The organism is Pseudomonas artemisiae, assembly GCF_057128685.1.
On sequence record NZ_JBSKHS010000006.1, the window covers coordinates 81,308 to 107,410 of the forward strand.

At 62.9% G+C, this 26,103-nt stretch carries 23 protein-coding genes; 15 read left to right on the top strand and 8 right to left on the bottom strand.

Annotation, left to right across the window (positions count from 1 at the left end):
* Window positions 1–208: 208 nt before the first annotated feature.
* Window positions 209–1,012: a DNA-binding transcriptional regulator KdgR gene (gene kdgR, locus ACWKV4_RS09505; RefSeq protein ID WP_483831819.1), complete on the bottom strand. Its 804-nt coding sequence runs from the start codon at window positions 1,010–1,012 to the stop codon at window positions 209–211.
* A 218-nt stretch (window positions 1,013–1,230) separates the two neighbouring features.
* Here kdgR and ACWKV4_RS09510 point away from each other — a divergent pair, with 218 nt between their 5' ends.
* From ACWKV4_RS09510 to ACWKV4_RS09530, 5 genes are read left to right on the top strand one after another with little or no spacing between them, the layout of a single operon-like run.
* On the top strand, window positions 1,231–2,214 hold the full coding sequence (locus tag ACWKV4_RS09510; RefSeq protein ID WP_483831820.1) for a sugar kinase: 984 nt from the start codon (window positions 1,231–1,233) through the stop codon (window positions 2,212–2,214).
* Between the two features lie 3 nt (window positions 2,215–2,217).
* Complete coding sequence (manD, locus tag ACWKV4_RS09515; RefSeq protein ID WP_483831821.1) at window positions 2,218–3,429, top strand: D-mannonate dehydratase ManD; 1,212 nt, start codon at window positions 2,218–2,220, stop codon at window positions 3,427–3,429.
* Between the two features lie 27 nt (window positions 3,430–3,456).
* The gene (locus ACWKV4_RS09520; protein ID WP_483831822.1) at window positions 3,457–4,488 is read left to right on the top strand and encodes a Zn-dependent oxidoreductase; all 1,032 of its coding nucleotides are present in this window, start codon (window positions 3,457–3,459) and stop codon (window positions 4,486–4,488) included.
* Window positions 4,489–4,540: 52 nt separating this feature from the next.
* A complete protein-coding gene (locus ACWKV4_RS09525) occupies window positions 4,541–5,821 on the top strand; it encodes an MFS transporter (protein WP_483831823.1) in 1,281 nt (426 codons plus the stop codon).
* Window positions 5,818–7,233, top strand: coding sequence for a mannitol dehydrogenase family protein (locus tag ACWKV4_RS09530; RefSeq protein WP_483831824.1), 1,416 nt, complete (start codon window positions 5,818–5,820; stop codon window positions 7,231–7,233). Before ACWKV4_RS09525 ends, ACWKV4_RS09530 begins: the two co-directional genes overlap by 4 nt.
* Before the next feature lie 260 nt (window positions 7,234–7,493).
* On the opposite strand, the gene ACWKV4_RS09535 is transcribed toward ACWKV4_RS09530, so the two are convergent.
* The gene (locus ACWKV4_RS09535) at window positions 7,494–8,348 is read right to left on the bottom strand and encodes a LysR substrate-binding domain-containing protein (RefSeq protein WP_483831825.1); all 855 of its coding nucleotides are present in this window, start codon (window positions 8,346–8,348) and stop codon (window positions 7,494–7,496) included.
* 279 nt (window positions 8,349–8,627) lie between these two features.
* Here ACWKV4_RS09535 and ACWKV4_RS09540 point away from each other — a divergent pair, with 279 nt between their 5' ends.
* The 10 genes from ACWKV4_RS09540 to metC are packed head-to-tail and all read left to right on the top strand — an operon-like array spanning window position 8,628 to window position 19,449.
* Window positions 8,628–9,470, top strand: a complete 843-nt coding sequence (locus tag ACWKV4_RS09540) for a transporter substrate-binding domain-containing protein (protein ID WP_483831826.1) — start codon at window positions 8,628–8,630, stop codon at window positions 9,468–9,470.
* A 43-nt stretch (window positions 9,471–9,513) separates the two neighbouring features.
* Entirely contained in the window at window positions 9,514–10,398 is an 885-nt protein-coding gene (locus ACWKV4_RS09545) for a transporter substrate-binding domain-containing protein (RefSeq protein ID WP_483831827.1), read from the top strand.
* Complete coding sequence (locus tag ACWKV4_RS09550; RefSeq protein ID WP_483831828.1) at window positions 10,388–11,827, top strand: FAD-binding oxidoreductase; 1,440 nt, start codon at window positions 10,388–10,390, stop codon at window positions 11,825–11,827. The genes ACWKV4_RS09545 and ACWKV4_RS09550 overlap by 11 nt, the downstream gene beginning before the upstream one ends.
* Complete coding sequence (locus ACWKV4_RS09555) at window positions 11,824–13,041, top strand: aminotransferase class I/II-fold pyridoxal phosphate-dependent enzyme (RefSeq protein WP_483831829.1); 1,218 nt, start codon at window positions 11,824–11,826, stop codon at window positions 13,039–13,041. Before ACWKV4_RS09550 ends, ACWKV4_RS09555 begins: the two co-directional genes overlap by 4 nt.
* Complete coding sequence (locus ACWKV4_RS09560) at window positions 13,038–13,772, top strand: amino acid ABC transporter permease (RefSeq protein ID WP_483831830.1); 735 nt, start codon at window positions 13,038–13,040, stop codon at window positions 13,770–13,772. The genes ACWKV4_RS09555 and ACWKV4_RS09560 overlap by 4 nt, the downstream gene beginning before the upstream one ends.
* A complete protein-coding gene (locus ACWKV4_RS09565) occupies window positions 13,762–14,550 on the top strand; it encodes an amino acid ABC transporter permease (protein ID WP_483831831.1) in 789 nt (262 codons plus the stop codon). Before ACWKV4_RS09560 ends, ACWKV4_RS09565 begins: the two co-directional genes overlap by 11 nt.
* Entirely contained in the window at window positions 14,537–15,376 is an 840-nt protein-coding gene (locus ACWKV4_RS09570) for an amino acid ABC transporter ATP-binding protein (protein WP_483831832.1), read from the top strand. The genes ACWKV4_RS09565 and ACWKV4_RS09570 overlap by 14 nt, the downstream gene beginning before the upstream one ends.
* A gap of 48 nt (window positions 15,377–15,424) precedes the next feature.
* The gene (locus ACWKV4_RS09575; protein ID WP_483831833.1) at window positions 15,425–16,021 is read left to right on the top strand and encodes a cysteine dioxygenase family protein; all 597 of its coding nucleotides are present in this window, start codon (window positions 15,425–15,427) and stop codon (window positions 16,019–16,021) included.
* Entirely contained in the window at window positions 16,018–16,674 is a 657-nt protein-coding gene (locus tag ACWKV4_RS09580) for a glutathione S-transferase N-terminal domain-containing protein (RefSeq protein ID WP_483831834.1), read from the top strand. Before ACWKV4_RS09575 ends, ACWKV4_RS09580 begins: the two co-directional genes overlap by 4 nt.
* A 33-nt stretch (window positions 16,675–16,707) precedes the next feature.
* A complete protein-coding gene (gene metC / locus ACWKV4_RS09585) occupies window positions 16,708–19,449 on the top strand; it encodes a cystathionine beta-lyase (protein ID WP_483831835.1) in 2,742 nt (913 codons plus the stop codon).
* Between the two features lie 82 nt (window positions 19,450–19,531).
* Here the strand turns inward: metC and ACWKV4_RS09590 are convergent, their stop codons facing one another.
* The 6 genes from ACWKV4_RS09590 to ACWKV4_RS09615 form a co-directional block, all read right to left on the bottom strand.
* Entirely contained in the window at window positions 19,532–20,299 is a 768-nt protein-coding gene (locus tag ACWKV4_RS09590; protein WP_483831836.1) for a DeoR/GlpR family DNA-binding transcription regulator, read from the bottom strand.
* A 116-nt stretch (window positions 20,300–20,415) separates the two neighbouring features.
* A complete protein-coding gene (locus ACWKV4_RS09595; protein WP_483831837.1) occupies window positions 20,416–21,732 on the bottom strand; it encodes an MFS transporter in 1,317 nt (438 codons plus the stop codon).
* Between the two features lie 107 nt (window positions 21,733–21,839).
* Window positions 21,840–22,790: a phosphoglycerate dehydrogenase gene (locus ACWKV4_RS09600; RefSeq protein ID WP_483831838.1), complete on the bottom strand. Its 951-nt coding sequence runs from the start codon at window positions 22,788–22,790 to the stop codon at window positions 21,840–21,842.
* 75 nt (window positions 22,791–22,865) lie between these two features.
* Window positions 22,866–24,035 carry an iron-containing alcohol dehydrogenase gene (locus ACWKV4_RS09605; protein ID WP_483831839.1) on the bottom strand — a complete coding sequence of 390 codons (1,170 nt, stop codon included), beginning with the start codon at window positions 24,033–24,035 and terminating at the stop codon, window positions 22,866–22,868.
* Between the two features lie 30 nt (window positions 24,036–24,065).
* A complete protein-coding gene (gene dapA, locus ACWKV4_RS09610) occupies window positions 24,066–24,938 on the bottom strand; it encodes a 4-hydroxy-tetrahydrodipicolinate synthase (RefSeq protein ID WP_483831840.1) in 873 nt (290 codons plus the stop codon).
* A 173-nt stretch (window positions 24,939–25,111) separates the two neighbouring features.
* Entirely contained in the window at window positions 25,112–26,074 is a 963-nt protein-coding gene (locus ACWKV4_RS09615; RefSeq protein ID WP_483831841.1) for an endonuclease, read from the bottom strand.
* Window positions 26,075–26,103: the final 29 nt, after the last annotated feature.

A 26,103-nucleotide genomic window follows, 5' to 3' on the forward strand; every position in this document is an offset into this window, starting at 1 on the left:
TTGAGCAGCCGCTGGAACTCCTCTCAGAGGCCGTAAGCTTCGGCATTGTTCAGGTGCCCTCCAGCGGGCAGCCCATCGTACGGATGGCGAATAGGGCCGACACCAGGCAACCAACGGCGTACTGTTCGCCAGCTCCGCTGGCTACGACAGCAGCCCGCTTGTGCGATGAGGGTCAAGACGGTATCTACGGTCACCGCCCCCCATTGCGTCACGCCAGGTGCTGGCCTGCATCGGCCGGCGCACCCAAGGCCGCTGAAATCCGTTGGGCGGTGCGGCGCAGCTCGGCTACGTAGTCGGCCTTGCGTGCCTCAGGGAATCGAAAGCATGGGAATGACACACTCAGGCCCGCTACAACCTGGCCAAAGCGATCGAACAGCGGCGCGGCAATGCAACGCATGTTGTCTTCGAACTCTTCCCGGTCTTCGGCGAACCCTTGTTCCCGCACCTGGCGCAGCTCGTTTAAGTAGGCCGCCAAGCTTGGCAGGGTATGCCGGGTACGGGCTATGAACTCCTCTCTAGCCATTAGCCGGCGCACCTCGGCGTCATCCCGCCAGGCCATCAGGGTTTTGCCGATGCCCGTACAGTACAAGGGCGCGCGTCGGCCGATCCGGGAGTACATGCGCAGGTTGTAGCGTGAGTCGATCTTGTGCACGTAAACGATCGCGCCGTCGTCGTGGATGCCTAGATGCACCGTCTCGCCGGTCAGCTCGTTGAGGTGGCGCATGCCTTGCTCGGCTTCACGAATCAAATCCAGCTGCGGCAGCGAACGGGCGCCCAACTCGAAAAGCTTGACCGCCAGGCGGTAGCGGTCCTCGCTGTCCTGCACCACATACCCCAGGCGTTTGAGGCTTTGCAGGAAGCGATACACCGTGGCCTTGGACATGCCCACCCGTTGGGCCAGTTCGGTCAGCCCACTGTCGTCCTCTTGCTCACCGAGTGCTTCAAGTACCGCGAGGGTCCGGCCCACTGCGCTGACCATGTCATGACTGGCGGCGGTGCATTTGTCGTCCATAGGTCCTCATCTACCTCTAATTCTGAAACAGCGGTTCATCTTGCTTGACGACACGGCGGATTTCCATAGAAACTGCCATCCAATAAGAATGAACCGCTGTTCCAGTTTCGTGAATTCATCACGGGAGGACGAACCAGGCGATGGAGGTAAACGACAATGCTCACCTGTCTATTGGCCCTTGAGCCCAGCCCAAACGCGCTGATCGCCAAGGAGGGCCCATGACGCTGATGTCCAAGCCTAACCCCCGCGTGGCCTTGCTCGGTGAATGCATGGTCGAGCTTCAGCAGCGGCCGGGAGGAGCGATGGTGCAAGCCTTCGGCGGCGACACCCTTAACGTCGCCGTGTACTTGGCGCGGCTGTGCGCGGGCACGGCGACGGTGGATTACGTCACCGCCCTGGGCGACGATGACCTCAGCCAGGCAATGCGCGCCCGCTGGCAAACAGAAGGGGTGAGCGATGCCCACACCCGCACCTTGCCAGGGCGGCTCCCAGGCCTTTACCTGATCCAAACAGACGACAGCGGCGAGCGGCGCTTTCTCTATTGGCGCGGGGAGTCTGCCGCGCGGCTGTGCTTTGATGGCGCCGAAGGCCAGGCGCTGCTCGAGCGCCTGGCGGGCTACGACGCTATTTACCTCAGCGGCATCAGCCTGGCGATTCTCAGCGAGGAAGGCCGGGCGAACCTGCTGGCAGGCCTTCGCCATTGTCGGGACCAAGGCGCGCGCATCGTATTCGATAACAACTACCGGCCACGGCTGTGGCGCAGTGCCGAGGAAGCACGGCAGCTTCACCGCCAGGTGCTGGCACTCACTGACCTGGCGCTGATTACTTGGGAAGACGACGCCCAGTTGTTCGGGCTGCCTACGCCAGCCGCGCTTTTTGAGATGTACGCAGCGCTTGGCGTCAAGGAGGTTGCCCTCAAGCGCGGTGCCCAGCCCTGCATTATAAGCGGCCCCGAAGGGGTGGTGGAGGTGCCCAGCGAACGGGTGGCCAACATCGTGGATACCACAGCTGCCGGTGATTCTTTCAGTGCCGCCTACTTGGCCTGTCGCCTGACCGGTGGCTCGGCGGAGCTGGCTGCTGCCTGGGGACATCGCCTGGCCGGGGCAGTCATTGGCCACCCTGGGGCGCTGATTCCACGCCAGGCCATGCCCGCGATGCCTGCGCTTAACGCCCATCCCGTTTCGCCTGCCAAAGAGGCTTGAGCCATGAAGATTATTGATGCCCGCGTGATCGTGACCTGCCCAGGGCGCAACCTGGTTACTTTGAAAATCCTCACCGATGAAGGCCTCTACGGGATCGGTGATGCCACCCTCAATGGCCGCGAGCTGGCGGTGGTTGCCTACCTTGAAGAGCATGTGATCCCTGCGCTGATCGGCCGGGACGCCCACCGTATCGAGGACATTTGGCAGTACCTGTATCGTGGGGCCTACTGGCGCAGGGGGCCGGTCACCATGACCGCCATCGCGGCGGTGGACGTAGCCTTGTGGGACCTCAAAGCCAAGGCGGCGAACATGCCGCTGTACCAATTGCTGGGTGGCAAGAGCCGCGAGCGGGTGATGGTCTATGGCCACGCTACCGGCAGGGATATCGAAGCCTGCCTGGATGAAGTGGCCCGGCATGTAGAGGCGGGCTACAAGGCGGTGCGGGTGCAGTGCGGCGTACCTGGCATCCCCACGACCTACGGCGTGGCCAAGCGCGAAGGGGAGCGCTACGAGCCTGCGGACAGCGACCTGCCCGCCGAGCATGTATGGGACACCGCCAAGTACCTTAACTACGTGCCCAAATTGTTTGCTGCGGTGCGCGAGCGCTTTGGCGACGACCTGCACCTGCTGCATGACGTGCACCACCGCCTTACGCCGATCGAGGCCGGCCGGCTAGGTAAGCGTGTGGAGGAATTCAATCTGTTCTGGCTGGAGGACTGTACGCCCGCCGAGAACCAGGAGAGCTTTCGCTTGATCCGCCAGCACACCACCACGCCCTTGGCGGTGGGCGAGGTGTTCAACTCCATTCATGACTGCCGTGAGCTGATCCAAGAGCAGTTGATCGACTACATCAGGGCCACCCTGGTGCATGCCGGTGGTATCACCCACGTTAGGCGCATTGCCGATTTCGCCGCGCTGTTCAACGTTCGCACCGGCTTTCATGGGGCGACGGACCTGTCCCCGGTGTGCATGGGCGCGGCGCTGCATTTCGATACCTGGGTGCCGAACTTCGGCATTCAGGAGCATATGCCCCATGAGGCGCGGATCGACGAGGTATTCCCCCATGCCTACCGCTTCGAGGACGGCCACTTCACCCCAGGCGAGGTACCGGGGCATGGCGTGGATATCGACGAAGCCCTGGCGGCCAACTACCCCTACAAACGTGCCAGCCTCCCAGTCAATCGGCTGGTCGACGGCACCCTCTGGCACTGGTAAGGCGCCCCGCGCCCTAAGGAGAACAACATGAGAGCATTTCAAGTACGAGGCCCCCACGAGTTCAGCGTGGAGCAGGTCGCCGAGCCCGAGGTCGCGACAGGTGACGTGCGGGTGGCCGTGGCCTATGCGGGCATTTGCGGTTCGGACATGCACATCATCCACGGGCAAAATGCCTTTGTGCGTTTCCCCCGCATCACCGGCCATGAATTTGCCGGCGTCGTGGAGCAGGTGGGCGAGGGCGTCACGGGCCTGGCGGTCGGGGATAAGGTCTGCATCGACCCAGTGATCAATTGCGGCCGCTGCTACCCCTGCCGGATTGGCCGGCCTAACGTGTGCACGCACTTGCAGGTGCTGGGTGTGCACCGTGACGGCGGTTTCAGTGAGCTGGTCAGCGTACCGGCCGCCAACGCCCATCGCCTGCCCGACGGCATTGCCTTGGAGCAGGCCGCGCTGGTGGAGCCCTACACCATCGCCCTTAACGTGCTGGACCGTATGCAGGTATTCCCCGGGGATGCCGTGCTGATCTATGGCGCCGGGGTGATTGGCCTGACAGTGGTGCAAATGGCGCGCGCCCTGGGCCTGACCGATATCACCGTGACCGATGTGATCGATGACCGCCTGGCCACCGCCCGCCAGCTGGGCGCCACGCGCACCCTCAACGGCCGTACCCAGAACGTAGAAGAGGTGATGCGTGAGGTGACCGGCGGGGAGGGCGTGCCCTTGATCGTGGACGCGGCCTGCATCCCCGAGCTGTTGCCGCAGATGGCACGCATCGCTTCGCCTGCCGGGCGCATCGGCCTGCTGGGCTTCTCCGCCACCCCCAGCGACCTGGTGCAGTTGGAGGTCATCAAGAAGGAACTCACCTTGGTGGGCTCACGGCTGAACAACCGCAAGTTTGCCCGGGTACTGGAGTTGATGGCCAGTGGCGCGCTGGACGTGCAGGCCCTGATCAGCCATCGGGTGCCCTTCGCCGACATGCCCTCGGCTATCGAGTTGATCGAGCAGCACCCGGAGCAAACCCGAAAGGTGCTGGTAGAGCTCAACGCCCCTCGTGCCTGACCGGCCCTACCGCCCTCACCGACACAATCACAACTCACGGGAGGTTATCGCAATGAATAGTCACGGACGTGGCCTGATCCTGGTCATGCTGTTTCTGGCAGGGATCATCAATTACCTGGACCGCTCGGCGCTGTCGGTCGCGGCGCCCTTGATCCAGAAGGACTTCGCCCTGTCCCCCGGCGAAATGGGTTTGCTGTTCAGCGCCTTTTTCGTGGGCTATGCGGTGTTCAACTTCATCGGCGGCTGGGCCGCGGACCGCTTCGGCGCCAAGACCACTTTGGTGGTGGCCATGCTGCTGTGGTCGGCCTTCAGCGGGCTAACGGTGCTGGTGGCAGGCTTTGCCGCGCTGCTGGTGGTGCGGGTGCTGTTCGGCATGGCCGAGGGGCCGCTGGCCACGGCTACCAGCAAGGCCGTCAACACCTGGTACGAACCCCGGGTGCGGGCCCGCACCATTGGCCTGGCGTTGTCCGGTACGCCCTTGGGCGGGGCGATCTCAGGGCCGGTCGTGGGCTTTGTGGCGGTGACCTACGGCTGGAAAGTATCTTTTCTGGTGATCATGCTGATCGGCTTTGTGTGGGCAACCGTCTGGTACTTCTGGGTCAAGCCCAAACCCACCGGGGAGCTGGCTGAACGCATTGCCGCCGAGGAGCGCAACATTGCCGTGGTGGACACTCAGGTACGGCCCTTGGGCTATTACCTGCGCCACCCTACGGTACTGGTCACTGCCTTTGCGTTCTTTGCCTACAACTACACCCTGTTCTTCTTCCTGACCTGGTTCCCTACCTACCTCACCCAGGCCCAGGGCCTGAACATGAAGGACATGAGCATTGCCACGGTCATCCCTTGGTTGATGGGCTGCGTAGGGCTCGCCCTGGGCGGCTTCTTGTCGGACTTCGTCTACCGCAAAACCGGTCGGATCATGTTTTCCCGCAAGGTGGTGCTGGTCAGTTGCCTGCTCGGCTGCGCGCTGTGTATCGCCCTGGCGGGCCTGGTGAGCACCCTCTACGCGGCGGTCACCCTGGTGGCGCTGTCGGTGTTCTTCCTCTACCTCACCGGTGCGATCTACTGGGCCATCGTGCAGGACACCGTACCCGCCGCGCGAGTAGGTTCGGTTGGGGGCTTTATGCATTTTCTGGCCAACACCTCAGGGATCATCGGCCCTACCGTGACTGGCTTTTTGGTGCAGTTCACCGGGGCCTTCACCAGTGCGTTCTTGCTGGCCGGTGCGCTCACGGTGGTCGGTGCGCTGTGCGTCGCCCGCTTCGTCAAGCCCCTGGCAGGTAGCCGTGAATCCACGCCCGCTCAGCCCGTCGCCGCTGGGGTGTCCCGGTGAGCCGGGTAGAACGGGTCGAGTCGACCTGGGCGCATGCAACGATCAGCATCGTTCACCTGGGCCTGGGCGCTTTTCATCGGGCCCATCAGGCGGTGTACCTGGAACGTAACCTTGCTCGGCACAACGGCGGCGAATGGGGGATTTGCAGCGCCAACCTGCGTTCGGGCAGCGCGCTGGTCGAGGCCTTAAGCGCCCAAGGTGGGCGCTATTCAGTGGCCGAGTACAGCGACCGATCGCAGGTGACGCTGCGGGCTATTCGCGCAGTATGGGAAGTGCTGTTCGCGGGCGATCAAGGGCTGGGGCGGGCGCGGCTATTGGCCCGTTTGGCCGACCCCGTGGTGCGCATCGTGACCCTCACCGTGACCGAAAAAGGTTACTGTCTGAACCCGGCCACTGGCGAGCTTCGCCTGGATGACCCGCTGATACAGGCCGACCTCGCCACGCCGAGTGAGCCCCGCAGCGTACCGGGCATCCTGCTCGAAGGCCTGCGCCGGCGCAAAGCGGCCGGGCATGAGCCGTTCACGGTACTGTGTTGTGACAACATGCCCCACAATGGCCAGCGTACGCGCCAGGCGGTAGTGGGGCTGGCCCAACAGCTGGACCCGGCGCTGGCGCGCTGGATAGCGGGCACCGTGGCCTTTCCCAGCAGCATGGTGGACCGCATCGTGCCCGCCATGGACGATGGGGCTCGCCAGCGGTTGCAGGCCTTGGGCTGCGACGACCCCGCCGCGGTGGTGTGCGAAGCCTTCAGCCAGTGGGTGATCGAAGACCACTTCCCTACGGGCCGCCCGGATTGGGAGGGCGAGGGCGTGCAGATGGTTACGGACGTACGCCCCTTCGAAGACATGAAGCTGCGCCTGCTTAATGGCAGCCATTCATTGCTGGCCTACGTAGGCGTGCTGGCGGGGTTCGAAACGGTTGCCCAAGCTATCAAGGACCCTTGGCTGGCGCGCCTGGTCGCGCGTTATATGCACGATGAAGCCGCGCCTACCCTGGATATGCCGAAGGGGGTGGATGTGGCCAGCTATGCCGAGGCGCTGGTAGCCCGGTTCGGTAACGATGCCCTCGAACACCGGCTGCGGCAGATCGCGATGGACGGCTCGCAAAAGCTACCCCAGCGCTGGCTGGTGGGAGCTGAGCATTTGCTGGGCCAAGGCAAACGCATCGACTGTACCGCCCTGGGCGTCGCTGCCTGGGTTCGCTTTACCGAACTGCAAGGCCCCGCGCTGGACGACCCCCTGCGCGAACGCCTGGCACAGTTGCCCAGTGGGCCGGCAAGGGTCGATGCCCTCTTAGGCTTAACCGAGGTGTTCAGCCCTTCATTGGCCCAGGCCCCAGGGTTCCGCTCTGCTGTCGCCTCGGCCTATGAAGCGCTGGTTACACAAGGGGTAAGGGCTGTGCTCCAACCGTAGATACCGTCTTGGCCGTCATCGCACAAGCGAAAGCGTGGTAGGAGCCAGCACAGCTGGCGAACAGGGGGTCATAGGGTGCCTGTGCCGTCTCTTCGCGAGCGTGCGCTCGTTCCTACAGGCAATAGAGGACAGAGCCACATATCTCGCAATCGGCCTTGGCGCCAACCGCGTTGCCGCGGCCGGGTTAAATACCGCGGCGCGACCGATTTGCTGGCTGGCGCCAGCTCCCACAAAGGATGTAGCGCCCGTGGCCCCGGCGTTTAAGCCCGCTGGCTGGCCCGTATCAATTCATACGCCCGCCGTGCCAGCGGGTTGACGGTATTGGGCCGAATCCACAGGTGGTAGGTGACGTCCGGCAACCTCGGTAGCCCGTCGGCTTCCCCCAGCACGCGCATGTCTGCCCCGAGCATTTCCATGCTACGGGCTGTCACGCCTAGCCCCGCCCGGGTGGCGGCCTTGATGCCAATCAGGTTGGACGCCAGGTACGCCTGGCGCCAGGCAATGTTGGCCTGCTCCAACGCCTCTATGGCATAACGCCGGTAAATGCTCGGTTCATCTACCAGAATCAGCGGGATGGGTTCGCCGCGCACATGAATGTATTGCGCCGAACAGATCCACCACACCGGCGAGGTGCGCAGGGCGAAGCCTTCCAGGCTCGCGTCTTCGCGGGTGGAGATCACCATATCCACCTTGCCCCGATGCAGGTCCTGCATCAGAAACGGGCTGCGGCCCACATCGATTTCCAGCCGCAACCGCGGCGCCGAGCGGGCGATATGGCTCAGGATTGGCGGCAGGATGGTATCGGCGATGTCGTGGGGCGAGCCGATGCGCAGCACACCGCTCCAGCTCTGTTCCTGTAGGGCGTTCAGAGCGTCGTCGTTGAGCGACAGCATCTGCCGGGCATGGCGCAACAGCTGGCGGCCCGGTTCGGTCAGGTGTTTTTGCCGACCTTGCTTCTGAAACAGGCTTACGCCCACCTGCTGCTCCAAGCGCTGCATCTGTTGGGTGACCGACGACTGGGTGCGAGACAGGTGCACCCCGGCCCCGGCAAAACTGTGGTGGTCGACCACGGCGATGAAGGTGCGTAGCAGTTCTAGGTCGAGGGTAGGGGGCATGGCAAGCGCCTCGGTGGCAAGGTGACTTATATCAGCGGTAGCCATCAATACATTAAAACCTGTTATGTATTTTTGAAAGCTTTCCGGAAAAGACTAGCGTTATCCCCCTATTTAAGAGGGCTCCACGCGGCCAAGGCGTGCGATGGGTTAAACAGTTATAACCATATTTGATATTTGCATTTCCGCTGCATGATTTCTCTCCCTAGGATGCAGGGCCTTACACCGCGCCCAGGCGAACCGCCGCCGGGGGCAAAGGCCGTTACTACTCAGGGGAACACCATGTCGAACACGCGCTTGCCCGTGGCCCGTTCATTGCTGGCCATTGCCGCAACCCTCGCCACGCTGGGCGCCACCGCTACTGCCCAGGCGGACGCGACCTTGAGCAAGATCGAGCAACGCCACCGCGTGGTGGTTGGGGTGCTGTTGTCCGGCGGGCCTTTTGGCTCCATCGACCCAGGTACCCAAACGCCTGAGGGGCTGAATGTGGACATGGCCGAGGACATCGGCCGCTACCTGGGCGCCGAAGTGGACCTGGTGCCTGTGCTGCCGGCTAACCGCGTGCAATTCTTGCAACAAGGCAAAGTGGACTTGCTGATCGCCAACATGGAGTGGACGGCCCAGCGCGGCGAGCAATTGGGTTTTGTGCCTACGCCGTTCTATCGGGTGGGCGGGGTAGCGGCCGTGCCTGCGGACAGCAAGGTCACCCGTTGGGAAGACCTCGCCGGCCAGCCGGTCTGCACCTCCCAGGGCAGCAGTTACGTCAAACCGCTGAGCGAAATGGGCGTTCAGCTCAAGGCGTTCAAAAGCTCGTCCGAATCCCTGCTGGCGCTACGGGGCCATAGCTGCGTGGCCGCGGTACATGACGCTACCCTGATCAACCCGCTGGTCGCCGACAGCGCCGAATGGCAGGGCTACCGCGCCATTACCCCCGAACTGAACCCAGCACCGTCGGTGATCTGGACCCGCCCTGGCGAAACCGACACCCAGGCCAAGCTCGACACCCTGGTCAAGCAATGGCACCGCACTGGCTGGCTGATCGAGGGCGAGAAGCGCCATCACATCAGCCCGGCGTCACCCGCGCTGGTGGAACTGCATAACACGTTCCAGGCCTCAGGGGCTTGAGGCGATGGTTCTTTTCAGTGGCTCTCTGACCAGGCGTTCGATCATGAGCGGTTTCTTCTTAAGCAAGCAGTTGGGTGCCATTGGCCTATCGGTGGCCTTAGCCTTGGGCGCTACGTTAGCCCAGGCGGACGCGACGCTGGACAAAGTCCACGACCGTCACAAGATCAGCGTGGGCGTGCTGCTCAGCGGCCCGCCCTTCGGTACCATCGACCCCAAGACCGGCGAGCACCTGGGCTACAACGTAGAGCTGGCCAAAGGCATCGCCCAGCAATTGGGCGTCAGCCTGGAGACCGTGTCGGTGCTGGCCCCCAACCGGGTGCAGTTCTTGCAGCAAGGCAAGGTCGACATTCTGATCGCCAACATGCAGTACACCGATGAGCGCGCCAAGAGCCTGGACTACGTGCCTACGCCTTATGAAGAGGTCGGGGGCGCGGCGCTCATTCGCAAGGGCGCAGGTATTACCCAGTGGGAAGGCTTAAGGGGCAAGCCGGTGTGCGTGTCCCAGGGCAGCAACTTCATCAAGCCCCTGCAAGAAGACTACGGTGCCCAGATTAAAGCCTTCCGCAGCCAATCTGAATCCCTATTGGCGCTGCGGGGCAATGGCTGTGTAGCGGCGGTGCATGTGAGCCCTACCATGCACGCACTGTTGAGCGACGGAGAATGGGCGGGCTTTGAAACCCCTTTACCCGGCGACCTGATCCCATCCAAATCGGTGATTTGGGTACGCAAGGGCGAGCAGGATACCCAAGCCGCGCTGGACGCGATCGTCCGGGATTGGCACCGCAGCGGCTGGCTGCTGCAACTGGGCGAACGCACCGGCATGGCGCCTTCCCAGGCCCTGCGTGACCTGCACGAAAGCCTGCGCAGCGCACCGCCGCGCGCCGCGCGCCGCTCAATAAGCCGGCAGGAGATTGAATATGAGCCGTGAGCTGTTTCACCTGTTACAGCACCACCTGGGCGCCGGCTATGTGAGCGCAGGGGAAACGTCCCTTGCTCAACTGACCGATAAGCAGGGCACTTATGTGGGCCAGGCCCTCGCGGTGGTGCGCCCGGCCACTACCGAAGAGGTGGCGGCCGTGGTGCGGGCCTGCGTGGCCCACGGTGCGCCCATTGTTGTGCAGGGCGGCAACACCGGTTTGATGGGCGGCGCGACCCCGGACACCACTGGCCGAGCAGTGCTTCTGATACTGGACCGGATGAACCGCGTACGGCAGGTGGATACCGACAACGACACCTTGACCGTGGAAGCCGGGTGCATTCTGCAGAACGTGCAGCAGGCCGCGCGCCAGGCCGGGCGCCTGTTCCCCTTGAGCCTGGGTGCTCAGGGCAGTTGCACCATCGGCGGTAACCTGGGCACCAACGCCGGCGGCACCTCGGTACTGCGCTATGGCAACACCCGGGAGCTTACCCTGGGGCTGGAGGTGGTCACCGCCGAAGGCAAGATATGGAACGGCCTGCGTGGGCTGCGCAAGGACAACACCGGTTACGACCTGCGGGACCTGTACATCGGCAGCGAAGGCACGCTGGGGATCATTACCGCCGCCACCTTGAAGCTGTTCCCACTGCCCAAGGCCCAGAGCACTGCCTTCCTGGCATTCGACTCGCTGGCCCAGGCGGTGAGCTTTCTGTCCCACGCTCGGGCAGGTTTCGGCGCCAGCCTTACCGCCTTCGAGCTGCTGACCGCCGATTGCCTCAGGCTGCTGCATGAGCAGTTTCCACAAGGCCCCAGGGCCTTTATCAACGCCGGGCAACCCTGGTACGCCTTGTTGGAGTTATCCGACAATCACAGCCAGGCCCATGCCCGCGAGGCTTTCGAGCAGGTGCTTGGTTCAGCTTTGGAAGAGGGCCTGCTGGCTGACGTGGTGATCGCCGAAAGCCTGGCCCAGAGCGAAGCGCTGTGGCTGATGCGTGAGAACATGAGCGAGGCGCAAACGCGCGCCGGCCGCAACATGAAGCACGATATCTCCCTTCCTGTTTCACGCATGGTGGAGTTCGTCGAACACACCGATGCCTTGCTGCAGCGGCACTTCCCTGGGGTGCGTAACTTCACCTTTGGCCACTTGGGCGATGGCAACCTGCATTACAACGTGGCCCACCCGCTGAACTCCACGGTCGAGGCACATATGGCCCACTATGCCGAACTCAGCGCCCTGGTTCATGACAGCGCCCACGCCTTTGGCGGCTCGATCAGCGCCGAGCACGGCATTGGCCAGCGCAAGCGAGCCCTGCTGCCGCGCTACAAGAGCGCCGTGGAGCTGGACCTGATGCGCCGGATCAAGCAGGCGCTGGACCCGCTTAACCTGCTCAACCCAGGCAAGGTGCTGCCCAGCCCAGACCAAGGGAGCGCCGCGCCATGAGTATTGGCCTGTCCCAGCGCGTACAGCGGGTGTCGCTCTCCGCCAACGCCGCAGCCAAAGCCCAGGCCACGGCCTTGCGAGAAAGGGGCCGAGACATCCTGGACCTGACCACGGGCGAGCCAGACTTCGACACCCCCGAGCACATCAAGCAGGCGGCCTACGCAGCCATCGACGGCGGGGCGACCAAGTACACGCCCACCCCCGGCGTGAAGGCATTGCGCGAAGCGATCCAGCGTAAATTGCAGCGGGACAATCACCTGGCGTATGAGCTGCCTTCCATCGTGGTCGGCAATGGTGCCAAGCAGGTCATTTTCAACGCCTTCGCCGCTACCCTGGACGACGGCGACGAGGTGCTGGTACCCGTGCCCTACTGGCCGTCGTTCCCGGACCTGGTCAAGGTCAACGGCGGCACGCCTGTGTTTATCGAATGCGGCTTGAAGCAAGGCTGCAAGCTGACCCCGGCCCAACTGGAGCAATACATTACCCCGCGTACCCGCTGGCTGATTCTCAACAGCCCCGGCAACCCCAGCGGCGCCGTTTACAGCGGCGCAGAGCTGCTGGCGCTGGCTGAGGTACTGCGCCGCCATCCCCAGATAGCGGTGCTGCTGGACGAACTGTACGAGCATATTCGCTTCGATGGCCAACCGCCCTTGAGCCTGCTTAACCTTGCACCAGACCTGCAACCGCGCGCGCTGCTGGTAGGCGGGGTGTCTAAAACCTATGCGATGACTGGCTGGCGCATCGGCTTCGGTGCCGGGCCACAGGCCCTGGCCCAGGCGATGACGGTTATCCAGTCTCAGTCCACCTCGGGCGCATCGTCCGTGGGCCAGGCGGCCGCCTTGGCCGCCTTCGAGGGCGGGCTGGATTTTCTCCCGGCTCAAGTGCAGGCGTATCAGGCACGGCGGGACCTGCTGGTCGATGCGCTGGCACAGGTCAGCGGGCTGGAGGTGCTCAAGCCGGAGGGTGGGTTCTTCGTGTTCGTACGGTGCGCCGGCTTGCTCGGCCGCCTGCGGCCCGATGGGCAGCCCTTGAAGGATGAGGCTGACGTGGTGTCATACCTGTTGGAGCACGGCGTGGCAGGGGTGGCGGGTAGTGCCTACGGGCTGTCGCCCTGGTTCCGGCTGTCCATCGCCACCGCTACCGGCAGCGTGATCGAAGCCGGGCGCCGCATTGCCCAGGCTTGCGCGCGGTTGCAGCGCGGGGTGGCCTTATGAGCCCGTGGCTTGAAGCCTTTGTTCGGTGGACAGCCGGGTTAGGGCTGAACTACAGCTTTTTGCTCGATGCCTATCAGCGGGGTTCGTTGGTCAACGGCGCGCTGACCACGGTATGGCTATGCCTGTTTACCATCGTTGGCAGCCTGCTGGCCGGGGTTACCCTGGCCGCGATGCTTACCAGCGCCAAGGCCTACCTGGCCAAACCGGCCCGGGTGTTTATCGAGGTCACCCGCAACACCCCCACGCTGGTACAGCTGTACTGCGCGTTTTTGGTGCTGAACATGCTACTGACCCAGGCAGTGGGCGCGGCGAACCCGCTTACCCCCTTTGCTTGGGTGGTGCTGGTGATTTCACTGCACAAGGGGGCTTTTCATGCCGAGGCCTTGCGTGCCGGCATCGAAGCCGTGCCCAGTGTCACGCTGGAAGCGGCCAGTTCCCTGGCGTTCAGTAGCCGCCAGCTGCTGTGGAATGTGCAGTTGCCGCTCGCCCTGCGTTTCGCCCTGCCATCGCTGATCAACAACCTTATCGACTTGGTGAAGATGACCGCGGTGGCCTCGGCCATTGCCGTGGGCGATATCACCTACGCCTCGATCATGATCTGGACCCAGAGCGATAACGTACTGGAATTGATGCTGCTGCTGTTGGCGTTCTTCGGCCTGCTCAGTTTCGTTGTTAACTGCGTGGGCCGGGCCCTTGAAGCCAAAGTAAGGATGCCAGGCTATGGCCATTGATACCTCCACCGGGGTGGTGCTGCCCTGGCCACGTCGGCACCTGGGCCCCCTTGGGTTACTCGCGCTGGCAATAGTGTTTTGCGTGTTCGTGGTGCCGAATAGCCCAGCGCTGGCGGCGCTGTATGAGTGGGCTCCCGCGCTGGCGGTGGGTTTTGGGCAGAACATCCTGATCAGCCTGTTGGCGATTGCCCTAGGCTCGGTGCTGGGGCTACTGATCGGCGCCTTGGCGGTCTCGCCACTGTGGATTACCCGCTTGCTGGCACGGGTATGGGTGCAGGTGTTTCGCAACGCGCCCTGGCTGGTGCTGATCTACTTCACCACCTATGTGTTCCCGTTCGAGCTGCACATTGGCCACCACTGGGTTGCTTTCCCGGACTGGGTAAAGGTCACCCTCGGCCTGGCGTTGCCGGCCAGCGCCAACGTGGCGGAGATTTTTCGCGGGGCGATCGCGTCCATCCCCAGCACCCAGTGGGAAGCCTCACGCTCGCTGGCCTTCACCCGGGGGCAGATGTTCCGCTCGATCATCCTGCCGCAGTGCTTCAAGCGCATGTTGCCGCCCTGGATGAACCTCTACGCGGTGATCACCATGGGCACCGCCTTGGCCTCCCTGGTGGGCGTGCACGACCTGATCGATACCGCGCAGATCGCCAGCAACACGGTCAACCAAACCGCCTTTACGGTGCTGATCTATTTCAGCGTACTGGCGCTGTTCTTTGCCTATTGCTATCCGATTTCCCGCCTCACTCACTACCTGGAGCGACGGTATGCCTTCTCTTGAAACGCGCGCCGAGCCACCCCTGATCAGCCTGCGCGACATTCACTTGTCATTCGGCGGCAACCACGTCCTCAAGGGGATCGACCTGGACGTGCAGCGCGGCCAGGCAGTATCGATCATCGGCCCTTCGGGGTCGGGCAAGTCCACCATTTTGCGTTGCATCACCGGCTTGCTGGCGCCACAGCGCGGCACCGTCCGCGTGGGCGATACCCAGGTGCATACCCTGACCAAGGAGGCCCAACGTATCGAACTGCGCAAGCGCGTGGGTTTTGTGTTCCAGCAGTACAACCTGTTCCCGCATTTGTCCGTGCTGGAAAACCTGATAATCGCCCCGCGCAAGGTGCTTGGCCGCAACGTGGCCCAGGCGGAGGCGGACGCTCGGGCATTGCTGGCCAAGGTGCGCATGGAGCACAAGGCCGGCGCCTACCCTGGGCAGTTATCCGGCGGGCAGCAGCAGCGGGTAGCCATTGCCCGCGCCTTGGCCATGCGCCCTGAGCTGATGCTGTTCGACGAAGTGACGTCGGCCCTGGACCCAGAAACAGTAGGCGAAGTGCTCACGGTAATTGGCGAGTTGATCGACGAGGGCATGACCTGTGTGCTGGTGACCCACGAGATGCGCTTCGCCGAAGACATCAGTGACGTGGTGTATTTCACCGAGAACGGCCTGATCGTCGAACACGGCAGCGCCGAGCAGGTGTTCCAGCAGCCTGCCAGCGAGCGCACCCAGGCCTTCCTGCGCCATGCCCTGGACACTGCCGGGCGCCGCTTCGCACCTGGGGGCGACCCCTACCTGTTGAGCAATATCGGCCGCTACAGCCTGTCGGTCTGACCGTTTGCACGATCTATCGCGCCCCGCGCACTTATAAAGGTAACCCTGATGAGCATCGAAGACCGCAGCCACGTGATCGAGGCGTTCCTCCAGCAGATTCGTGTGATTCACCAACGGCCCGTGGACCGCGAAGCCTTGAAGCAGATCGTCAGCCTGCTCGAAGGCTTGGCCGAACGCCGAGACCTGTTCAACTTCGAGGCCTTCCCGCCGCCGGTTGCGGGGCAGGGTGACACCGCCTTTCGCTACCGCCTGAACGACAACGGCGAAACCCCAACGCTGTATATGAACTCCCTCCTACCAGGCAAACGCACCTTGCCCCACAACCATGAAACCTGGGCGGTGATCGTGGCCGTGGAAGGCCAAGAGATCAATTACGTATGGGCGCGTACCGACGATGGCGGCGACCCGGGCTTTGCCCGGTTGGCACTGGAAAAGGAAGTGGTGGTCCAGCCTGGCACCTCTATCGGTTTTCTCGGCGAGGACTTGCACGGCATCAAGGTGGAAGGGGATAGCCCCACGCTGCACTTCCACCTCTATGGCCGCCCGCTGGAGTCCCTCAACGGCCGTTATGGCGTGAACACCGATGGCAAGGTGCTCAATTACAACGCCTCGCAAATGGCCCCGTCGATCAAGGCCTACTTATGATCGACCTTTACTACTGGCCCACGGGCAACGGGTTGAAGGTGGGCATTTTGCTGGAAGAGCTTGAACAGCCTTACCGTTTGTTGCCCATCAATATTCGCGCTGGCGAGCAGAAGCAGCCTTGGTTCCAGGCGATCAGCGCCAACGGGCGGATGCCAGCGATGATCGACCACGCCCCGGCACAGTTAGAGGCGCCCCTGAGCCTGTTTGAGTCTGGGGCGATTCTCAATTACCTGGCGAACAAGGCTAGGCGCTTTTTGCCGGCCGAAGGCACGCTCGAACGCCATCGGGTGCAGGAGTGGCTATTCTGGCAGGTGGGGCATATCACGCCGTACTTGAGCCAGCTACAGGTGTTCAAGGAAAAGGCGCCAGGCCCCATTCCCTTTGCCCTGGACCTGTTAAACGCCGAAGCCACGCGGCTGTATGGCGTGCTGGACACACGGCTGAATAACGTGCCCTACGTGGCGGGTGACTATTCCATTGCCGACATGGCGATTTTCCCGTGGATTCAGCCCCTGCGTCAGGGGCAAGACCTTGCCGCCTACCCGAACATCCATGCCTGGCGTGAGCGCATCAAGGCCAGGCCCGCCGTGCAGCGGGCCTATGAAAAGGGCAGGGCCATCGCCCCGGGTGAAAAGTCGCTGGCATTGCAGTAGCCCCGCGTTGTTAAACAGGATCACGAGACCTCCATGAGCCAATACGTCACTGCGCAACACTTAAACGGCTGGTTGTTCGACGGGCAGGAAATCGCCCTGTTCGATGTGCGCGAGCATGGCCAATACGGCGAAGCCCACCTGTTCTATGGGGTGAACCTGCCGTATAGCCGACTGGAGATCGAAGCTGCGCGCCTGGCGCCTAACCCCCGTGTGCGACTGGTGATCTACGACCAGGCCGGTAACGATGTCTCGGCCAGGGCCGCGCACCGCTTGCAGCAGTTGGGCTACACCCGCGTCCATGTGCTTGAAGGGGGCGCCGAGGGCTGGAAGGCGGCGGGGTTGGAGCTGTTCGCCGGGGTGCATGTGCCCTCCAAGGCTTTTGGCGAACAGGTTGAAGCGCTGAGCCATACCCCGCATATCAGCGCCACCGAACTGGCCGCGCGGCAAGCGGCGGGTGAGCCACTGGTGCTGCTCGATGGTCGGCCGTTCGAGGAATACCGCAAGATGACCATCCCCGGCTCGATCTGCTGCCCCAACGGTGAGCTCGGCTATCGCCTGCCCAGCGTGGTGCGGGACGACACCACGCCCATCGTGGTCAATTGCGCGGGCCGCACCCGCAGCATCATCGGCGCGCAAACCCTGATCGACCTCGGCGTGAAAAACCCGGTCTTTGCGCTAGAAAACGGCACCCAGGGCTGGTACCTGGCCGACCTGCCTCTGGAGCAGGGCAGCGCTCGACGCTACCCAGAGGCGGCTCCCGCCACCGCGTTGATGGCGCAGCAAACGGCCGCGCGGCGCCTGGCCCAGCGCGCCGGTGTGTGCTGGGTAACGGCTGAGCAGGCGCAGGCTTGGGCACAGGATGCCGCCCGTAGCCTGTTCCTCTGTGATGTGCGTACGCCTGAAGAATTCGCCCAGGGCAGCTTGCCGGGCGCTCAACACACTCCAGGCGGGCAGCTTGTTCAGGCTACCGACCTGTATGTCGGGGTGCGCCGGGCGCGGCTGGTGCTAGTGGACGACGACGGCGTGCGCGCGCCCATCGTGGCCAGTTGGTTGCGCCAGGCCGGCCACGAGGCCTACGTGCTCGACGGTGGCCTGCACAGCGGCTTGGCCTTGCCTGCGCCAGCCCCGACCCTGGCCCCGGCGTTGGCTGAAATCAGTGCCCAAGCGGTGGCCGATGCCTTGCGCGATCACCCCCTCGCCCTGGTGGACCTACGTGGCAGCATGGCGTATCGCAAGGCTCATATTCCAGGGGCTCAGTGGTCGATCCGGCCCCGCTTGGCCGAGGCCCTGGCAGGGCAGACCCAGCCTGTGGTGCTGATCGCGGACCAGCCTCAAGTCGCGGCCATCGCTGCCCTTGAGTTGCCTGCCGAGCAAGCCAAGCGGGTACGTTGGCTGGACTTCAACGGCTGGCGGGCCGCAGGTTTCGCTACCGCTGAACAGGCCGATAGCCCGCCCAATGAGCAGTGCATCGACTTTCTGTTTTTCACCCACGATCGGCACGCGGGCAACAAAGACGCCGCGCGCCAGTACCTGGCCTGGGAAATGGGCTTGCTCGCGCAAATGACTGAGCAGGAGCTGGCCAGCTTCGCCCCCCTGGCGTCGCAGCCCAACGCCCAGGGCGTACGTACCCGCCTGGTGCAGGCTGCCCGCGGCCGCAAGGGCAGTGGCGCGCGGGGGGTCAACCCGCCAGTGGCGCGCATGAGCACGGTGCTGTTCGACAGCCTGGGGCAAATGCGCGAGGCCCGTAAACGTCGCGACACCGAGCGGGTGCTGAGCTATGGCGCCCGGGGCAACCCCACCGCCTTCGCACTGGAGGATTTGATCACCGAACTGGAGGGCGGTCATCGCACCCGCCTGTTCGGCACCGGGCTGGCCGCGGTGGCGCAGGTGTTTTTAGCCTACCTGCGGCCAGGCGACCATGTGCTGATCACCGACGGGGTGTATTCGCCGGTACGCCAGGTGGCCGAGCAGTTCCTCGCGCCATTCGGCATCCAGTACAGTTACTTTGAGGCCCATGGCCGTGGGCTGGAGGACAAACTGCAGGCCAACACCAAGATGGTCTATGCGGAAATCCCCGGCTCCTTGCTGTACGAGCTGGCGGACCTTCCCGCCATGGCGGCGCTGTGCAAGGCCCGGGCACTGTTGTTAGCAGTGGACAACACCTACGGCTCCGGCTACCAGTACCGCCCACTCGCCTTGGGTGCCGATATCTCGGTTATGGCGCTGACCAAGTACGTGGCGGGCCATAGCGATGTGGTGATGGGCAGCGTGTGTACCACCCAGGCGGCCTGGCAGGCACTGGCGGCGATGAGCGATACCTTCGGCACAACCGTCAGCCCAGACGACGCGTACCTGGTACTGCGCGGCGCGCGCACCCTGGCCACACGGCTGGATGCTCATCAGCGCCAGGCCCTGGAAGTCGCGCGCTGGCTGCAGCAGCACCCCCAGGTCAAGCGCGTGTATTACCCGGCGCTGCCTGACCACCCCGACCATCAACTCTGGGCACGGGATTTCAGTGGCAGCAATGGGTTGTTGAGCTTTGAATTCAACGACCCGGACCCTGCACACCTAGGGGCCTTTATCGACGCCTTGCACCTGTTTGGCCTTGGCGCGTCTTGGGGCGGGTTCGAAAGCCTGATCATCGCCGCAGATCTGCAAGACCGGGCCCATCCCCGCTACACAACCCTCAACCCCTTGGTGCGGCTGCATATCGGCCTAGAAGACGTAGGCGCGCTGACCGAAGATCTGGAACGGGGCTTTGCCGCGATTCTTTGAGGCGGGGCAAGCGCCCAATGGCGTGCTGTTCGCCAGCTCTGCTGGCTACCTCCGGCTATCAACTGTGCGCCCTGGCCTGCGCTCAGGGACCTGCCACCTCGATCACCACATTACGGTTTTGGCGGAAGGGCCGGAGCAGGGTGTCGTCGGCGGCGGTGTCGGTGATCAGCGTCCAGGGTACCTTGACCGGCGACCAATGCTGCTGGGAGGCGCGCCCCAGTTTGGTAGCGTCGGCCAGCACAAACACCTGGGCGGCGCGGGCCATCATGTTGGTTTTAAGGTATGCCTGCTCAGCGCTGGCTTCGCACAGGCCTAGATCCGCCACTACCCCGTCGGCACTTAAAAACACCTTGTCGGCGCTCAAATGCTCCAACGCCGCCAGGGCGGCCGCGCCGAAGGTAGAGAGGCTGGAAGTGCGCAGCTCGCCCCCCAGCAGAGTGATTTTCCCACTGGGCAGCTTCGACAAGGCCGTTAACGCCAACACATTGTTGGTGATGATATGCAGGCCTTGCCGGGCTTCCAACAATTCGGCCAGGGCACAGGTGGTAGTGCCTGCGTCCAGAAAGAGGGTGTCGTTATCGCGGATATGCGCCAGGGCGGCGCGAGCGATGGCCAGCTTCTGTCGGCTGTGCTGCTGACGACGTTCATCCACCGAGCTTTCCGGTTCCCGCAACCCTACATGGGCAGCGCCGCCGTAGGTGCGCACGATAAAGCCTTGCTCGGCAAGGGCGCTGAGGTCGCGGCGCATGGTGGCTTCAGAAACATTTACATGCTTGCACAACGCATCCACGTTCACGGTGCCGGAGAGCACCAGGTCTAGGATGGCCTTGCGGCGGTTTGCAACCTTCATAAAAATTCCGATCAAGCTGATTCTGCGCCCTTTATACGGTTTTTTGTGAGGGGTGGAAACGCTTTAACTCAGGCCGTGCGCGGCTAGCCCAGGGGTGGCCAGGCCGCGCGTTGGCGTTATTGAGCCACCGCAGGTTTAGTGACGGCAGGTGTGCTTCGCTCCTCGATCGGTTTGATGTCCCCCAGCAGGAACAGGTAGTTGGCGATGGCTACCACGATCAGCGCGGCGGAGAACAGCAGGGCAGGCACGAAGGACCCCGTGAGGGTCACGATCATCCCAGTGATGATTGGGCCAACCACGCCGCCCATGTTCGACACCGTGTTTTGCAAACCGGCCAGCATGGAGGTCATGCCACGGGGCGCGATGTCACCCGGCATAGCCCACACCTGAGTTGCAGCCACCGTGGTGCCAGACTTAGCGATGCACAACAGCACGATGGCTACCCAGGCCGATTCGGCGAAGGCGGCAAAACCGATGCAGGACGCCATCAGCAAACCCACCACCAGGAAGGTTTTGCGGATTCGCGTCAGCGACCACTGCCCGCGCTGGTAAATTCGATCCGATAGCCACCCGGCAAACACCTCGACCACCATTGCTATCAACAGCGGCAGCGCCGCCATAAAGCCCATGGAGATCAAGTCCATGCCCCGTTCTTTGACCAGGTAGGTGGGCAGCCAGGTAATGAAGAAGTAGGAATTGTAGTTGATAAAGAAAAAGCCCAGGCACATGGCCCACACGTTGCGATAACGCAACAGGTCGTACCAGCGCATGGTGGGCTTGTCGCCGTCTTTCTCCTGGCGACGCTGGCCGGCGCGAATGTATTCCAATTCCGCGGCATTGACCCGAGGGTGGCGCTCCGGGTCGTTCTTATAAAAGGCAAACCACACCAACGCCCAGATAATGCCAATGCCGCCGCTGAGCACAAAGGTCATTTTCCAGCCGACCCAGGCGATCAGCCATACAATCAGCGGCATGGCAATAGCACCACCGAACTTGGAGCCGCTGTCGAAGATGCCCGAGACCGTGGCCCGCTCTTTGTCGGGGAACCAGCGCGAGGCGATACCGGCGTTGCTGGGATAGGCCGCCGCTTCGCCGATCCCTAAGCCAATGCGCAAGGCGAACAGGGATTTAAAGCCCGTGGCCACGCCTGTCAGCGCCGTGGCCACGGACCACCACAATACCGCGCCGCCCAGGGTAATCTTCTGGCCGAAACGGTCGGCCAGCCAGCCGGCGGGCAGCTGCAGCAACGCGTAGGACCAGAAGAACGCCGACATCACCAAGCCCATTTCCGTGGTGCTTAGGGCATATTCCTGGGCAATAAAGGGCGCGGCGGCGGACAACACTACCCGGTCGATGTAGTTGATAGCGATGGCGGTCCACATCAATCCTGCGATCCACCAGCGTATAGAGGAGGCTTTATTATTGTTTTGCATGGTTCCAGCTCCGGTAGGGAATTCTCGAGCAGCAACGTCTATCGCCCCGGCCCTTCAATGCAGCCCGTAGAGGCGGGCTGGAATGTTCAGAGGGCCGCGGCCAAGCCCTACAAACCGTTGACCACATGCTCTGGCCTGGTTTGCGAAGCCAGCACGGCCACTACGTTGCGGCTGCACGCGAGGCTCAGCAGGTCTAGGGCGCCAGGGGTGTAGCCGGCGATATGGGGCGAGGCGATGACGTTGGGCAGGGCATAGAGCGGGTGCGCGTTGGCAGGCTCCTCTTCGAACACATCCAGCGCCGCGCCGCCAAGCCGGCCGGCTTCGAGTGCCTTGAACAGTGCGTTCTCGTCGATGATCCCGCCGCGCGCGGCATTGATCAGGTGCGCCCCTGGCTTCATCAAGGCCAGGCGCCGGGCGTCAAGCAGGTGCCGGGTCGCTTCGTTCAGGCCAATGTGCATGGACACGTAATCGGCCTCGGCCAGCAGACTGTCCAAGGGCAGCAGCTCGATCCCCTGGCTTTGGACGAAGGCAGTATCCGGGTAGGGGTCATGGGCAATGACCCGCATGGAGAACCCCGTTGCGCGCCGGGCCACTTCCTTGCCGATATTGCCCAGGCCAATGATGCCCAGGGTTTTGCTGTGCACGTCGGTGCCGAACAGGCGCGGCCAGGCCCCGGCCTTGGTTTGTTGGTCGGCCAAGGGCACCTTGCGCGCCGAGGCCAGCAGCAGGGCGAAGGTATAGTCGGCCACTGCATGCTTGTTGGAATCCGGCACGTTGCACACCCACACATTTCGGGCCTGGGCCGCGGGCAAGTCGATGTTGTCTACCCCAACTCCGTGTTTGCAGACGATACGCAGCTGGGGAAGGGCGTCTAGCACGTTGGGGGTAATGGCGTTGAACGCCACGATAGCGGCCTGGGCATCGGCAGCCTGGGCGATAAAGTCTTCTTCACTGATATCAGCGGGCAGTTGCACGCATTCAATGCCGTGCTGGCGTAGCAGGTCGATAGGTTGGGTCGAATACTTGGCGAACGATGGAGACGTCGAAACGACTTTCATGGGAAGCCCTCACTCTTATTGTTGTAATGCATCAGGCAGCACAGGGGCAGGGTAGCGCCCGTGTGCTGTACCGGTTTATGGCAGTAGGCAGTGATACAACCGCTCGATGTCCCCAAGGCTCAGCACCTTGGGGTTGTTGGCCATCAAGCGCGTGACCTTCGAGGCGGCGACCGCCATGTCCGGAACATGGGCCTTGTCCACGCCATAGGCGGTAAGGTCCTGGGGAATGTTCAGCACGCCGGTCCATTGACGAATCTGCTCGATCAGTTGGGTCGCGGCCTGAACGTCCGAATCCTGGGCCTGGGCAACGCCACAGGCGATGGCCGCGCGCTTGAGCCGGGGTGCGCAGCTGTCCAGGTTGAAGGCCATCACATGGGGCAGCAGCATGGCATTGGCCACCCCGTGGGTGACGTGGAACTTGCCCCCTAAGGGGTACGCCAGGGCATGAACCGCCGCGGTGCCCGCCGCGGTGAGCGCCAAGCCGCCATACATAGACCCCAGCAGCATATCGCCGCGCGCCGACACTGACCCCGGTTGCTGGTAGGCCTCCACGATGCTGCCTGCGATCAGCCGCATGGATTCCAACGCGAACATGTCGCTGACCGGGTTGGCCTTGGTGGAAATAAACGACTCCAGGGAGTGGGTGAAGGCGTCCATCCCCGTCGCTGCCGTGATCGCCGGTGGAAGCCCGAGGGTCAATACAGGGTCGAGAAGCACCAGCGTCGGCAGCAAGTGGCGGCTGACCACGCCAATCTTGAGCTCTTCGTCTGGCAGGGTAACGATGGCGTTGGGCGTTACCTCAGAACCAGTGCCCGAAGTAGTCGGCACCAGGACCATCGGTTTGCCAGGCAGCGGCACCTTGTCGATGCCGAGCATGTCGCGCAGCGGCATTGGGTTGGTGAGCAGCACCGCGAACAGCTTGGCCGCATCCAGCACACTGCCGCCGCCGATGGCCAATAGGGCATCAGGCGCGAAGGGTGCGACATGGTCACGGAAAATCTGCTCGATGTTATCCAGGGTGGGCTCGATCTCGACGGTATCGAGCATCTTCACCTCAACCCCCCGCGCGGCGAGCTGGGTCATTACCCGGTCGGTCACGCCCAGGCGATGCATGGCGTTCTGGGTCACCAGCAGTACCCGCCGCACGGGGGTGTCCAACACCGCAAGCTTGTCTGCCAGCAGCTCAAGGCTGCCAGGGCCGTGAACGATATGCTTGACGGTCTGGAAATGGAAAACGGTAGTCATGGCAAGCGCTCCTTGGGGATCGGTAACGGGTTAGCGATACACGGCCAGAAGGGCGGCCAGCTTTGCCTCGGTGGCGGCGTCCAAGGGTTGCACTGGCGCGCGGCACGGCCCAACGGGCACATTGAGCAGGTCCGCGGCTTTTTTCAGCACCACCGGCATGGTGCCCAGCGCAAAGGCATCGCGCAGCGGGCGCAAGGCTTCTTGGGCCTGGCGCGCAGCGTCGTGGTTGCCTGCCTGGAAGTTGTTCCAGATAGACATTACCAGGCGCGGCACGGCGTTAGCGGTGGCCGCCACGGCGCCGTCGCCCCCGGCTAGCAGGTTCCAATAGATCAGTGAATCGGTACCGGCAAATACCGCGAAATCATCGCTGCGGTATTTGATCATTTGCACCAGGTTGTCGAAATTCCCGGCGCTGTCCTTGATGCCCTTGATCATGGGGTGCTGGCTCAGCGCGGCGACCGCGCCAATGCCGATGGACATGCCGGTCTTGGCAGGAATGTTGTACATCATGATGGGCAGGCTGGAGGCATCGCCGATGGCCTCGTAGTGTTTGATCAGTTCCGCCTGGGACACGGCGTTGAAGTAGGGTGTGATCACCGACAGCGCATCTACGCCCAAATCCGCCATCTTTTTGTTCATTTCGATCACTTCGGCGGTGCCGAAAGCACCCGTGCCCGCCACCACTGGCACCCGCCCAGCGGCCGCTTTGACGGTCAATTCGGCGATGCGACGTTTCTCGTGCTCCGAAAGCGCAAAGAATTCGCCGTTGGTGCCCAATACGAACAAGCCATGCACGCCTGCTGCTATCAGGTTCTCGATCAATGCCGCCAGCGCTGCTTCGTCAATGCGGTGATCTGGGGTGAACGGGGTAACGAGGGCTGGAACGATGCCTTGGAATTTCATGGGAGGGCCTTTTGTTTTTGTATGGGCCCATCATGAACTGAGTGATCGGATCGCGCAATATGCTCGCTGATAACGATTTAACTGAGCAATCTACTCATTCTCGAACGCCCTAGTCCGCCTTCAACGCCAGGGCTGAGGCGTATTTGAGTAGAACAGGCGCCTGACTCACGCCCCTATTTGCAATCCCCCGCCTTCCGATAACCAGCAGCTACAGCCTCGCGTTCGGATTTGAAAAACACCTGGTTCTTGGCGGACACCTTGGCGTAACTGGGGCAGCCGACAGGGAGGTGATACAGGTGGCTATTGCGGTTGGCGATGATCGAGGTTGCCCCCGCGCTGGCCGCTGCTTTAGGCGCGGCCGCTGGCGCGGGTTTAGCGGAAATAGGGCTGATAACACCGTCGCCCACCGGCTTATAGCCCAGGGTCCAGGTACGCTCATGGGTAGTGAAGGGGTTGGCGTGGCCCATGATGGCGGCTATGCGGCTGTTGCGTTCGACTTCCCAGGCGTTGACCGGGAATTGCTTATCCCAGGCCATCAGCACCTGTTGCTGCTGGCGCGACATGCTTAGCTTGTAGCGATCGAACATGTAGAAGGTGGTACGCGCGACCAGGCCTTTGACTTCGTCACGGGGCTCGGCGCTGCGCTGCTCGAAGTCCACTTTGGTTTTGCACTGGCCATATTGGGGCGCAACCCCGGACACCATGGCGTAATTGAAATTGCTGCGATCCCCATTCACTTCGCCTACGGAAGGGTAGAGGTTGAACAGGTCCGCTTCCATCGCCCGGAATACTGGGTCGTCACTCACGCAATGGGCACGACCGCCGTTCTGCCAGCACTGGCGCTGTTGGCCGAAGGTCCAGGCCGGCACGATATGTTCCCACTCGGTGCGGGCAGAGCGGTTTTCCTGAGTGCGGGTTTGCAAGCCGCAAGAGCCTGCATCGATACGGCCGCCGGATTTTCCCACCCAGGTCCATTTGCACCCGCAGTACAACTCGCCCAACGCGCTATTGCCTTGGTCGAAATACACCTTTTGCTTGGCCACCACCTTAGCCTCGCTGAAGGTCGCCGGTGGCTGCGCAAATGCAGGCAGGTTGGCCGAAAAGAAAAGGATAAAAGCGAAGAGTATCTTGTTCATTGATCGCGCTGCTGAGTATTGAGGCGCGC